9 protein-coding genes and 1 pseudogene are annotated in these 12,237 nt (G+C 63.3%); 2 read left to right on the forward strand and 8 right to left on the reverse strand.

What is annotated here, in order from left to right; translation table 11 throughout:
- The first annotated feature begins 67 nt into the window (after nt 1-67).
- On the forward strand, nt 68-1,261 hold the full coding sequence (locus ACVOLR_RS02605) for an ATP-binding protein (protein WP_481532892.1): 1,194 nt from the start codon (nt 68-70) through the stop codon (nt 1,259-1,261).
- A 179-nt stretch (nt 1,262-1,440) separates the two neighbouring features.
- Here ACVOLR_RS02605 and ACVOLR_RS02610 read toward each other — a convergent pair whose 3' ends face one another.
- Both ACVOLR_RS02610 and ACVOLR_RS02615 read right to left on the reverse strand, forming a co-directional pair.
- Nucleotides 1,441-3,171 carry an EAL domain-containing protein gene (locus tag ACVOLR_RS02610; RefSeq protein ID WP_481535047.1) on the reverse strand — a complete coding sequence of 577 codons (1,731 nt, stop codon included), beginning with the start codon at nt 3,169-3,171 and terminating at the stop codon, nt 1,441-1,443.
- Nucleotides 3,172-3,191: 20 nt separating this feature from the next.
- Nucleotides 3,192-4,196: pseudogene (locus tag ACVOLR_RS02615) on the reverse strand (sensor histidine kinase); the annotation flags it as partial.
- A gap of 377 nt (nt 4,197-4,573) precedes the next feature.
- On the opposite strand from ACVOLR_RS02615, the gene ACVOLR_RS02620 reads away from it, so the two are divergent.
- Nucleotides 4,574-7,348 carry a bifunctional diguanylate cyclase/phosphodiesterase gene (locus ACVOLR_RS02620; protein ID WP_481535124.1) on the forward strand — a complete coding sequence of 925 codons (2,775 nt, stop codon included), beginning with the start codon at nt 4,574-4,576 and terminating at the stop codon, nt 7,346-7,348.
- A 484-nt stretch (nt 7,349-7,832) separates the two neighbouring features.
- Here ACVOLR_RS02620 and ACVOLR_RS02625 read toward each other — a convergent pair whose 3' ends face one another.
- The 6 genes from ACVOLR_RS02625 to ACVOLR_RS02650 all read right to left on the reverse strand — a co-directional run bounded on the left by ACVOLR_RS02625 (nt 7,833) and on the right by ACVOLR_RS02650 (nt 12,173).
- Nucleotides 7,833-8,084: a hypothetical protein gene (locus ACVOLR_RS02625; RefSeq protein WP_481535048.1), complete on the reverse strand. Its 252-nt coding sequence runs from the start codon at nt 8,082-8,084 to the stop codon at nt 7,833-7,835.
- A gap of 77 nt (nt 8,085-8,161) precedes the next feature.
- On the reverse strand, nt 8,162-9,361 hold the full coding sequence (locus ACVOLR_RS02630; protein ID WP_481532645.1) for a methyl-accepting chemotaxis protein: 1,200 nt from the start codon (nt 9,359-9,361) through the stop codon (nt 8,162-8,164).
- 126 nt (nt 9,362-9,487) lie between these two features.
- On the reverse strand, nt 9,488-10,102 hold the full coding sequence (gene hflD / locus ACVOLR_RS02635) for a high frequency lysogenization protein HflD (protein ID WP_481535049.1): 615 nt from the start codon (nt 10,100-10,102) through the stop codon (nt 9,488-9,490).
- A gap of 9 nt (nt 10,103-10,111) precedes the next feature.
- On the reverse strand, nt 10,112-11,233 hold the full coding sequence (gene mnmA, locus ACVOLR_RS02640) for a tRNA 2-thiouridine(34) synthase MnmA (RefSeq protein ID WP_481535050.1): 1,122 nt from the start codon (nt 11,231-11,233) through the stop codon (nt 10,112-10,114).
- Entirely contained in the window at nt 11,230-11,694 is a 465-nt protein-coding gene (locus ACVOLR_RS02645; RefSeq protein ID WP_481535051.1) for an NUDIX hydrolase, read from the reverse strand. Before ACVOLR_RS02645 ends, mnmA begins: the two co-directional genes overlap by 4 nt.
- Nucleotides 11,695-11,696: 2 nt before the next feature.
- Nucleotides 11,697-12,173 (reverse strand): hypothetical protein, encoded by a 477-nt coding sequence (locus ACVOLR_RS02650; RefSeq protein WP_481535052.1) that lies wholly within the window; start codon nt 12,171-12,173, stop codon nt 11,697-11,699.
- Between the last annotated feature and the right edge of the window lie 64 nt (nt 12,174-12,237).

Here is a 12,237-nt window from a genome sequence, read left to right on the forward strand (position 1 = left end):
GGCTATAGTGGCGGCCTGTTCCTAGCTTGTGCCGGCCGCCGTGACCCAGATCGATAGCAGCATCCTCATGCCAACCCCTTCGGCGGCCACATTGCGAGCCCTCGGCGAGCGCGTCCAGCACGGGATGCTGGTGTTCAGCGGCAAATTTGAAGTCAGCATCGCCAACGGTCTGGTGCGCGAGTTGTTTGGCGTGGATGGCCCTGGCAGTGTCGACCTTGGCCGCCAGCTTGAAGCCTTGTTGCCACCTTTCGCGCTGTCGCAGGCCCGTGACTCGGGTAGCTGGATTGGCAGCCTGCCGGTTGGCGAGCGGGTCATCACCCTGCATCTGCACCATCACAGCGATGAGGCTGGCGAAGCCTTTCTGGCTCTGTTCCAGCATATAGATGGCCCTGAGGACTATGAGCGCGAGTTGCAGCAGCGTCATGCCGAGCTGCGCCAAGCCTATCTGCGTTTGAATGGCACCCAGGAGAAGCTGCTGCAGTCCGAGAAGATGGCCTCCATCGGCCAGCTTGCGGCAGGCGTCGCCCACGAAATCAACAACCCGATCGGCTATGTCCATTCCAACCTGGGCAGCCTGCAGGAGTATCTGCGCAGCTTGTTCACGGTGATTGAAGCCTATGAGCGGGCCTTGCGCGCACCTGATCCGAAGGCGCTGATTCCGGAGATCGACGATATCCGCGACCGCCTGGATATCGATTTCATCAGCCGCGACCTGCCGCAGCTGATGGCTGAATCACGCGAGGGCATCGAGCGGGTTACCCGGATCGTCCGCGACCTCAAGGATTTCTCGTATTCCGGCCGCGACGAGTCGTGGAAGCTGGTCGACCTGCACGCCGGCCTCGAATCGACCATCAACATCATCTGGAACGAGCTCAAGTACAAGGTCACGTTGGAGCGCCACTACGGCGAACTGCCGATGATCGAGTGCCTGCCGTCCGAGCTCAACCAGGTCTATATGAACCTGCTGCTCAATGCCGGTCATGCCATTGCCGATCGCGGCAATATCGTGGTCAGCACGGGTGTCAGCGGGGAGGAAGTCTGGGTTGAGTTCAAGGATGACGGTGCGGGTATTTCGCCGGAGCTGCGTCAGCGTATTTTCGACCCATTCTTCACCACCAAGCCGGTGGGCAGCGGTACCGGTCTGGGCTTGTCGATCTCCTACGGCATCATCAACAAGCACCACGGCCGCATCGACCTGGACAGCACGGTGGGCGAGGGCTCCTGCTTCCGCATCGTGCTGCCGATCCGCCAGCCGAAGTAGGAGCGGCGTAAGCCGCGAAGCTGGCGCCATGTCAGTCCTCGTGGCAACTGCAGTCACGGATTTCGGAGGCCAGCTTCAAGCGACGCCTCGTGCAACTGCAGTGAATGCATAGGGATTCAGCCATCAGTGGCTTCGCGGCTTACGCCGCTCCCACAACAGCTGCAGCGATCTGGCCAAACTTACGAAGCCCCCACACCCTGCTTTTCATCATGGGTGCGGAAGGCCTGGCGGATATGCTCACGCAGCTCGTCGTCATTCCATGGCTTGGTCAGGAACCGATAGATGGCGCCACGGTTGATCGCGTCGGTGACGGTGTTCAGGTCGGTATAGCCCGACAGAACCAAACGGATCGTGTCCGGGTACAGCATCTTTACCCGGCCAAGGAACTCGGTGCCGCTCATGTCGCTCATGCGCTGATCGGACAGGATCACCTGTACGTCGTTGATCGCCAGCAGATCGAAGGCATCGCGCACATTGCCGGCGGCAAGGATCCGGTAGCCATCACGACGGAACAGACGCACCAATGAACGCAGCACGTTTTCTTCGTCGTCCAGTAGCAACAAGGTGCGGTCAGGGCGGGTCTCGGCGAATGCTTCCGGTCGCAGGTAGCGTCGGCGCAAGGTCATGCCGGCGGCGTCGGCCGACATCGGCTCGCCGAACAGATAACCCTGGAAAACATCGCAGTCATTGCGGCGCAGGAAGCCGAGCTGGGCCTGTGATTCCACGCCGTTGGCAATCACCGTCATGCCCAACTGGTGGCCCATGGCAATGATGGCGCGGCTGATGGCGGCCTCGCGGTTTGCCGCAGGCGCACTCTTGATGAAGCTTCTATCGATCTTGAGCTTGTCCACTGGATAGCGGACCAATGCGCTCAAGCTGGAGTCGCCAGTGCCGAAGTTGTCCAGGCACAGGCTGATGCCTTCGTTGCGCAGGTTGGCCAGGGTCTCGTGGACAAAGTTGACGTTGTTGGTCAGTGCGCTTTCGTTGATCTCCAGCGTCAGCATGCGCGCCGGTACACCGATCGACTGCAGCATCGCCATCACTTCGGTGAAGAAGTTCGGACGCAGCAGCTGCAGGGTCGATACATTGACCGCTACGTTGAAATCTTCGAAGCCCTGATCACGCCAGACCTTGGCTTGGCGCAGGGTGGTTTCCAATACCCAGGCGCCGATCTGCACGATGATGCCCAGGCGCTCGGCGGTACGCATGAAACGCTCGGGCACCAGCATGCCCAGAGTTGGTGACTGCCAGCGCAACAGCGCTTCCATGCCCATGACGTGACCGTCGCGGGCGCTGACTAGCGGCTGGTAGCGCAGGCGCAGTTCGCCGTTGTCGATGGCGTCCACCAGCTGCCGCGAGATGATGCTTTCGCTGTGGGCGCTGCTGGGTTTGTGCAGTACGTGGACGTGCACCGCATTGCCGCCTTCGCGACCGGCCTGGTGCAGAGCGTCCTCAGCCAGATCCAGCACCCCGGTCGCGGTATTGGCATGCTCCGGGCAGAGGCCAACCCCGATCTTGGCAGTCAGGAACAGGGTGTAGGGCAGCACCGACAATGGCAGCTCGATCTGCTGGCGCACCTGCTCGGCGAAGTCTTCCGGGGCGGGTGTCTGGCTGCTGCGTGGCACCGCGATCAGGAATTCATCGCTGCCGTGCCGCCACAGCTTGCCGCGGTCGCCAAGAAAGCCACGCAGGCGCTCAGCGATCAGGATCAGGGCCTGATCGCCCACTTCGGCGCTCATGTTCTCGTTGACCGAGGCAAAGTGGTCGATATCCAGATGCAGCAGCATCAGCGAGGTGCCGGTACGGTTGGCGGCGTCCACCAGCGTGGCCAGTTCAGGATTGCCAGCGCCCAGCCGGGCAGGGCGCGCGTCATTGCGGTCACCAAGCGAAGCGGGGCCGGCATTCCACATCGGGCGGGGTCCTTGAGGGGTCACAGTGCGTCCATTGCGTAGGGTAAACGCAGATCAATACGGGTGCCGGCGCCCGGCGCGGTTTCGATGTGCAGGCTGCCGCCGGCGCTCTGCGCGCGCTCGCGCATCACGATCATGCCAAGGCCGCGCGGGCCCGCAGGGTCGAAGCCTTCGCCGTCGTCCACCACCTGCAGGTGCAGGTCGCCGTTGTTGCCGTCGCGCAGCGACAGCGATACCTGGCTGGCACTGGCATGGCGCAAAGCATTGGTCAGGCTTTCCTGGGCAATCCGGAAGCAGGCCTGCTCGACCTCGTTGCTGGGGCGGCGCGGCAGCGCGGCCACATCCAGCAGCAACTCCACATCGGTGGAGCGGAACAGCAGGCCGGCCTGCCAACGCAAAGCAGCTTCCAGGCCCAAGGCATCGAGCTGCGGCGGTCGCAACAGCATCGACAGATTACGTAGTTTGATCACCGTGCTGTCAGCCAGTTCGATGATCTGGTCGATATCATCCTGCCGCCGTGGCTTGTTGTCTTCATCGCGGGCGGCGCAGGCGGCCAGCTTCATCGCTGTGATGGCCTGGCCGATATCGTCATGCAGATCGCGCGAGATCGAGCGCCGCTCATCCTCCTGCAGGGAGAACAAGCGGCCCGCCATGGCCTGAAGCTCGCTGTTGCTGGTGGCCAAGGCAACCCTGCCGTGCTCCAGTTCACTCAAGTCTCGGATTACAAAAAGCTGGCAGGTCTTGTCGCCATGTTGCAGCTGCTGGGTGATCACCATGGCGTGGAACGGCTCGCCGCCCATCCGTGACAGCTGCACCGGTAGTTCGCTCTTGCTCGAGCGCGGGCCATGGCCGCTCAAACTGGCCAGCAATTGGATGGTGCCATCGCTGCGCCCGCCGCCAATGCCCAGGATGCTGCTTGCGGCCGGATTGGCATAGATAACTGTATCGCCGTCAGCGATCACTACGCCGTCAGGCAGCAGCGCCGCCAGCTGCTCGAACTCGGCAGGCAATTGCTGGTTGAAACGGGCAGCGGGTTTCAGTGACCAAAGCTGCCACCAGAGCAGGACTAGTGCCGCACAAATTGCCATCGCGACCGCTGTCACACTTTTCACTCGCCAGCCGGATGAACTCGGGTCCGTTGCCATCAATATCGCCGCGCCGCCCGCCAAAAAAACGGCGACACCAAGCAAGCAAAGCGCGCGTGCGCGCCGCCGCTGGAGTGCGGCGAACACGGATGGAGCAGAAGAGGCCGGATCGGCTTGCATGATGAGAGGGGGTTTCGGACAAGCGTCGCCGCAGTTTAACGGCTTGTGCACAGAGCGCGCGACGAAGTGCTCAATTCTGCCGAGTTGGTGCCGTTATCGAATGGGTACCCGGTTTGTCGGGCATGGAGATAGATCGCGTGGATCGCGGCGTCATAGCTAGCCTGCTTCGTCATCCGTTGAACGCGGCCGTCGTGCTGTTGGACACGGACGGGCAGCCATTGGCTGCCAATGGCATGGCCAGGGAGCTGGGCCTGCCCGAACGTCTGTCACGTTATTGCCCGCAACTTGCCGGTATCCGCCAGCAACTGGACCGGCACGAGGCGGTGGCGTGCCCGCTGCCGGGGGCTGGCCAGCGGCTGGATGGCTGGCTCAGTGTGGTGCAGTCGCCCTCGGCGACACCACTGGGTTATTTGTATTCCGTGGCCAGCGACACCGAGGTCCGCAACGCCCGTTGGGCGATGGCAATGGAGTCGGCAGGTCACAGCTTGTGGGACTGGGATATCGTCAGCGATGCGGTTACCCGCACCAGCCCGGCGCATGCCCCCAATGCGGCGCAGCCTGGCATCGGTCTGCTGGACGAGGTACATCCAGAAGACCAGCTGCAGTTGCGGCAGGCTATTGCTGCGCACCTGCATGATCCGCAGGTGCCATTTGCCTGCCAGTTCCGCCTGCGCCAGGCCGATGGCAGCTGGCATTGGGTGCTGGATCGCGGCCAGGTAGTCACCCGCGCTGGCGATGGCCAACCGTTGCGAATGGTCGGCACCTATACCGACATCCAGCAGCAGAAATCGCTGGAGGACGAGCTGCGCTCCCAGCAGGCCTTGTTGCGCCGCGCCCAGCGCGTGGCCGGCATGGGCAGTTGGGTATGGGAGCCGCAGCGCAAACGCGTGCAGTGGTCCGAGGAATTCGCTGCGGCCATTGGCTGGAGCGATGCAGCACTGCCGACCGGCCGACAATGGTTGCGCAACCTTGCCAGCGATGCCCGCACGCACCTGTTCTGCAGTTGGCGGCGCGTGTTGGATGAGGCCAAAGGTGGCAGTTTCGATATCACCTGGGGTCGCGATCCGGTCACCCAGCAGCAGCTGCGCATCTGGGTGGAGCTTGATTACGACGGCGCTGGCGGCCTGCAGCGGGTGCTTGGGCAGGTGCAGAACATCAGCAATCAGCGCCGTACCGATGCCTTGATACGCTGGCGTACCGAATTGCTGAACCGGGTGTCCGCGCTGGGCCGTATTGGCGGCTGCGAGATCGAGGTCAGTACCCGCGCGATGCAGTGGACCGAGGAGTGCTACCGCATCCATGGCCTGCGCAAGGCGCCGGTGACCTTGGACCAGGCCTTGGACCTGTACATCCCGGACTCGCGTGACAACTTTGAGTCGGCGTTGCTGCGCATCGCCGAAGGCGGGCTGCCCGAGCAGCTTGATCTGTGCTTCTACCGCCCTTCCGGACAACGGGTATGGGTGCAGGTGCTGATCGAGCTTGATCAACGCGACGGGCTACCTGAGCGCTTCGTTGTGCTGTTCCGCGATATCACCCGCGAGCGCGAGGCCGATGAGCGGCTGGAACTGTTGGCACACTACGACCTGCTGACCGGCTTGCCCAATCGCATGCTGCTGCGTGAGCAGGGTTCGGAAGCGATCATCGAGGCGCGCGAACGCGGTGCCATTCTGGCGATGTTGTTCATCGACCTGGATGGCTTCAAGAGCATCAACGACACTTTCGGTCACGCCACCGGTGACATGCTGCTGAAGGCCGCCGCAGCGCGCCTGCACCAGAACCTGCGCAATGCCGATCTGTTCGCCCGCTTCAACGGTGATGAGTTCATTGTGATCCTGCGCAACCTGGTTGAGCCGGACGACGCCGGGCATGTGGCACGCAAGTTGATTGCGTCATTGGCGGAGCCGCTGTATCGCGAGGATGTCACCTTGAAGGTTGGCGCCAGCGTGGGTATCGCAATGCTGGACGAAGGTCGCAACGACTTCGACAGTCTGCTGCGAGCGGCCGATGCCGCGATGCACGCTGCCAAGGAGGCCGGCCGCAACACGTATCAGTATTACAGTCAGGATGCCTTGGCACGCACCCAGCGCCGGGTCGAGATCGAACATGCGCTGCATGGTGCGGTCGAGCGCGACGAATTCAGCCTGGTCTACCAGCCGTTGGTGCATGCCAATGGCGATGCAACGCCATCGATCGAGGCGCTGCTGCGCTGGAACAGCGGCAGGATTGGTTCATGCAGCCCGGCCGAGTTCATTCCGATTGCCGAGAAATGCGGCGAGATCATCCATATCGGCGACTGGGTGCTGCAGGAAGTGTGCCGGCAAGCGGTGGTCTGGCAGCAGGCCGGGCTTAAGTTCGAGCGCATTGCAGTCAACGTGTCGGCATTGCAGCTGCGTGATCGCGGCTTCGCCGAGCGCGTTGTCAGTATCTGCCAGCAATACGGCTGGCCTGCACAGCGCTTGGAGCTGGAGTTGACCGAGTCGGCATTGATCCGTGATACCGATGCATTGCGCCAGTGTTTTGATGTCTTCGAACAGCATGGCATTCCGCTTGCCGTGGACGACTTCGGCACCGGTTTCTCCAACCTGCACTATCTGAACCGTTTCCCGGTGCAACGGCTGAAGATCGACCGTAGTTTCGTGCAAGGCATGCTGCACGATGCCGGCACCGCTGAGGTCACCCAGGCCATCGTGCATCTGGGCCACGCACTGGGCATGCTGGTGGTGGCTGAAGGCGTGGAGACCCCGGCCGAAGCAGCGATGCTGATCCAGCAGGGTTGCGATGAGCTGCAGGGCTATCTGTTCTCGCGGCCACTGCGGCCGCGCGAGATGGTGCAGTGGTTGCGCAGTGGCCCGGGCGAGCTGCTTGAACTGCCGAACCTGGGCTCGATCACGACAATCAGCGCAACCCACTGATCGTTGGCAAAGCAAACAACCAAGCCTGGCTGCGTGATCCGCAGCCGGGCTTTTTCTTTGTCTTTGCGTGTGGGAGCGGCGTCAGCCGCGAAGCTGGTAATGCCGCAACCCTTCATCTGGCGATGTGTTTGCTTCGCAGCTCACGCCGCTCCCACAAAAAGGCGCGGAGTGCGCGCAGGCCAAGGCCGCCATGCTGTTTGTCTGTGGGGGCGGCGTCAGCCGCGAAGCGGGCGTTGCTTGCAGGCCATGAGCTGATGCTGTTCTTGCTTCGCGGCTTACGCCGCTCCTACAACAGAAGCGGAGTGCGCGCAGGCCAAGGCCACCATGCTGCTTGTCTGTGGGGGCGGCGTCAGCCGCGAAGCTGGCGTTGCTTGCAGGCCGTGAGCTGATGCTGTGCTTGCTTCGCGGCTTACGCCGCTCCCACAAAGAGGGCCGCGGTGCGCGCAGATGTGTAGCCCGGCCAAGCGCAGCTTGAGGGGAGGTCTCAGGGGACCGACAGGTCCCAGTCGATGCAGCTTGTCAGCCAGTCAGAGTCTTCAACGCGGCCAGGGCTCTGGGCTTGATCGCGCACTGCACGCAGCTCCAGCAGCTCCTGCTGCGCACGCTGCTCAAGCAGCGCGAGCTGTTCGCGTCGGCTCAACGAGATGCGATTGGCGGCAGTAGGAAGAGGCATGGCGTCATCAGCCTGCGGTGCTGGCTCGGCGTTGCTGTTGGCGGTGGAGCAAGGTGTCAGCATATATCAGCGCGCTTGCAGCAACAGCAAAGCCCCGGCCAAGGGCCGGGGCTCGGATGCAGTACGGGTGCGGGGTGGAATCAGAACAACTCCACCGTGCCTGCGCCCATGCTCTGCTGGGACACCGGCTTGTGCGGCGGGCGCTCCCACTCCACGCGCATTTCGCGCAGGCGGCTGCCGGTGCGCTGTAGCGCGCTGACCATCTCGCCATCGAACACGCCGCCGTTACGGTGCAGCAGTTCCTGCAGCGCGACGGCTTCGCGGTTGATCGCACCCAGACGGTCAAGATGGGTATGCACGCCGCCCAGGGCCTGGGTGGCGATGTCTTCGAACTGCAGGGCGCGTACGGCTTCAGCGACGCTGCCGTCGATGGCGCGGCCACACTCGGAGATCTCACGCATGCCGTCGCCCAGCGAGGCATTGATGGCAGCCACGCTGTCCAGCATGGATGCGGCCTCGTGGCGTGCTTCGCGGGACCGGTCCATATCGCGCGAGGCCATGTGGGTGACGGTTTCGCGCACCTTGGCGATGGCGTCCTTGGAGCTGTGGGCCAGCTTTCGGATCTGCTCGTTGAAGGTGGTGGAGCGCTCGGAGAGGTTACGCACCTCGTCAGCTACCACTGCGAAACCACGCCCGGCTTCACCGGCACGTGCTGCTTCAATGGCGGCATTCAAGGCCAGCAGGTTGGTCTGGTCGGCGATTGACTTGACGTCTTCCAGCAGGGCGAAAATGCCGTCCAGGTGCTGCGCCATCTGGTCGATGTGCTGCACGGTGTTGCTGCTCTGGCCGCTGACCTGCTCCAGTGCTTCAACCAGCTGTTCCATCTGGTGGCTGGCGTTCTGGGCGAAGCGGGCCACGTCGACACCGCCATTGCCACCGCCACCTTCATCACCGGCGCGGTCAACGATGCGGGCCAATGCCTGGCTCTGCTGGCGCGATTTGCGGCTCATCGCATCAAAGCTGCCACCGAGGCCGCCGACCGCTTGCCGGATCAGTTCGCGGGCGCGCTCGATCTCGCTGCGTGAGCCGTCGATTTCGTTGCTGACGAAGCTGCGCAGTTCATTGAGCAGCTGGTCCTGCTCTTTCAGCACCTTGGCGTGCTCGGGCGAGCGCTGGGTTTGCGAATGCACGCTCCACCAGGCAAACACCAGCCAGCTCAGCACCATGGTGGTCAGGATCGCCCACAGGGCCGCAGAGGGCCAGGACAGGGCGGCAGCGACCACAACCAGAAGGGTGAGGACAAGCGGGGCTGCCAAACGGATTGCAATACGTGAATACATGGACGTTCTCGGGAGAGTCACGAATGCAGTATCGGCAGTGGGCAGGGTGTCTTTAGCCCACTGGCGTGAATCCCGAGAGGTTTTGCGATGCAGGCCCGCAACGGCTGCGATTGCGGGCCTTGAAAATCAGCGCAGACGACGCTCGATGGCTTCGAGCATGGCCTTGCGCGAGAACAGGAAATCCCAGTAAGCGCCGCCCAGCTGACGCCACAGCACCGCCGAGCGCACCGCTGCCAGCAACAGCGCACGGATCTCCGACACCACCATCGCCTGGCCCAGGTAGTGCGGGTTGCCTTGCACCATGATCTTCGGCTTGAGCTGGCTGATGGTGTCGGCATACAGCGCGCCCATCGCACTCAGCACGTCCGGGTGGCAGCTGTCGCCGCGGTCCTTGGCGATGCTGGCGGCGCGCTCGATGCCGGCCTCCACCTTGTCGACCGTGGCGCCTTCGCGCACGAAGCGGCGTTCCAGCTGCATCACCGACAGGGCCAGCCGCGGCAGCAGATCGTCCTTGCCCTGGTTGCGGAAGTAGTCGCGCAGCAGGCGCAGGCCGGGCTCAACCTGGGTAGCACTGCCGTATACGGCGGCGGGCGAGCTGGCATCAATACGCAGCACGCTGTCCATTGCGGTGCGCACCACGGCGCTCTCCGAATGGCCGGTTTCTGCGATGCGGCGCACCTGCTGCAAGGCCTGGGCAATGCCTGCCAAGGCAAGTACGCGGTCATCGATGGAAAAAGTCATGGTCATCTCTCAAGGGGAAACAGGGGCGGCCAAACGGCGCTCCAAAGGTGCATCGGTGGCGGCGATCACCGCGCCGCCAAGGCATTCCATGCCGTCGTACAGCACCAGTGACTGGCCGGGGGTGACGGCGCGTTGCGGGCGTGCGAAATGCACGTCCAGCGTACCGTCATCACGCACCTTCACGGTGCAGGCTTCGTCCGGTTGGCGGTAGCGGGTCTGCGCGGTGCATTCGAATTCACGGGCGGGTGGGGCGCCGGCAATCCAGTGCATGGTTTCGCTGCGCAGCCAGTTGGACTGCAACCAGGGGCTGTCATGGCCCTGGTCGACGTACAGGATATTGCGGGCCACGTCCTTGCCGACCACGAACCACGGCGCCGCCGGGCGGCCACGCACGCCGCCGATGTTCAGGCCTTCGCGCTGGCCCAAGGTGAAATAGAACACGCCGGGGTGGCGGGCGATTACCTGACCATCGGGGTCCTGGATCTCGCCTTCGCGGGCAGGCAGATACTGGCCCAGGAACTCGCGGAAATCGCGTTCACCGATGAAGCAGATGCCGGTCGAGTCTTTCTTGGCATGGGTTGGCAGGCCAGCATCGCGGGCGATGCGGCGCAGATCGCTCTTTTCCATGTGCCCGATCGGGAACAGGGTAGCCGCCAACTGGGTCTGGCCCAGCTGGTGCAGGAAGTAGCTCTGGTCCTTGCCGCGATCGGCGCCGCGCAGTAGGCGCCAGCGGCCGCCGGAGTGGTCGACCTGGGCGTAGTGGCCGGTAGCGATGCGCTCGGCACCCAGCTCACGCGCGGCGTCCAGGAAGTGTTTGAACTTGACCTCGCGGTTGCACAGCACGTCAGGGTTGGGCGTGCGACCGGCCGCATACTCGGCCAGGAAGTGCTCGAATACCCCCTGCCAGTATTCGTTGGAGAAATCGCGGAAATGGAACGGAATGTCGAGCCGCCCGCAGACCGCCACCGCGTCGCGACGATCATCTTCGGCACGGCAGTGCCCGCTGCCATCGTCAGCCCAGTTCTGCATGAACAAGCCGGCGACATCCAGGCCTTGCTGGACCAGGGTGAGTGCGGCCACCGACGAATCCACGCCGCCGGACACGCCCACCACGATATTGGGATTACTCACGGTGCCACCTGTCGCACGATCGAAAGCGGGTAGCGCTGCCCGGCCAGCCAATCCGAGATCGTATGCCAGACCAGCGGGCTGCGCAGCCGCGCCATGTCGGCCTGCAGGGCAACCGGGCTCATCCACAGTGCCTGCACGATGCCGGTGTCCAGCGCCTGCTCCGGGTGGTGCTGCAGCGGCTCGGCGGCGAAGGCGAAGCGCAGGAACGGCGTGCCATCGGCAGCCGTCCACTGATAACTGCCGATGAAGCCGGTCAGGTGCACGTCCCAGCCGGTTTCTTCGCGGGTTTCACGCACTGCCGCCTCGAGCAGGCTTTCGCCGGGCTCGAGATGGCCGGCCGGCTGGTTCAACACCCGCCGGCCGTTCTTTTCTTCCTCTACCAGCAGCAGTTGCCCTGCGCGGGAGACCACGGTGGCCACGGTCACATGTGGCGCCCATCGCTGGGACTGCAAAGCATTCACGCTCAGTACTCGTCCTTGGACGTCATTTCCAGTTCGATCGCATCGGCGCTCTTGGCGGCAGCGTCGATGGCGTCGGAAATCACCTCGGAGCTGGCATCGGCATCAACCTTGACCACGAACATCGCTATTTCGCCCTGCTTTACCCAGCCGCCCAGCTTGGAGTCATTGGAGTCTTCCAGCAGGCGGTTGGCAACCAGTGCCGGGAACTGCGGGCCATCGGACTTGTAGCCCGGCGACCAGATTTCGCGGACGTGATGGCTGCCATAGGTCTCAACATTGGAGCGCACGTACACCAGCTGGGTACGGTCGTCGTCCATTTCAAAGACCAGCTGGTAGTCGCCATCGCTGTCCACTTCGTACTTGTACTTGAGCGTATCAAGCACGCGACCGACCGCACGGTCCGGTTCACCGGCAAAAGCGCTCCCGGCGGCAGCCGTGGCCAAGGCCAGCAAGGCGATGCTGAGTACAGACTTCTTCATTTTTTCCCCAAGGAATGGATGGTTAGCCTGCAAATTGTGCGGGGGCGAGGGGGGTTGCGTCCAA

The sequence above is a fragment of the Stenotrophomonas sp. STEN030 genome (genome assembly GCF_056759995.1).

Bases quoted from the DNA above. Each gene is read 5' to 3' on its own strand.
- ACVOLR_RS02605 (WP_481532892.1), top strand. From the start codon at position 68: ATGCCAACCCCTTCGGCGGCCACATTGCGAGCCCTCGGCGAGCGCGTC.
- ACVOLR_RS02610 (WP_481535047.1), bottom strand. From the start codon at position 3,171: ATGTGGAATGCCGGCCCCGCTTCGCTTGGTGACCGCAATGACGCGCGC.
- ACVOLR_RS02625 (WP_481535048.1), bottom strand. From the start codon at position 8,084: ATGCTGACACCTTGCTCCACCGCCAACAGCAACGCCGAGCCAGCACCG.
- ACVOLR_RS02630 (WP_481532645.1), bottom strand. From the start codon at position 9,361: ATGTATTCACGTATTGCAATCCGTTTGGCAGCCCCGCTTGTCCTCACC.
- hflD (WP_481535049.1), bottom strand. From the start codon at position 10,102: ATGACTTTTTCCATCGATGACCGCGTACTTGCCTTGGCAGGCATTGCC.
- ACVOLR_RS02650 (WP_481535052.1), bottom strand. From the start codon at position 12,173: ATGAAGAAGTCTGTACTCAGCATCGCCTTGCTGGCCTTGGCCACGGCT.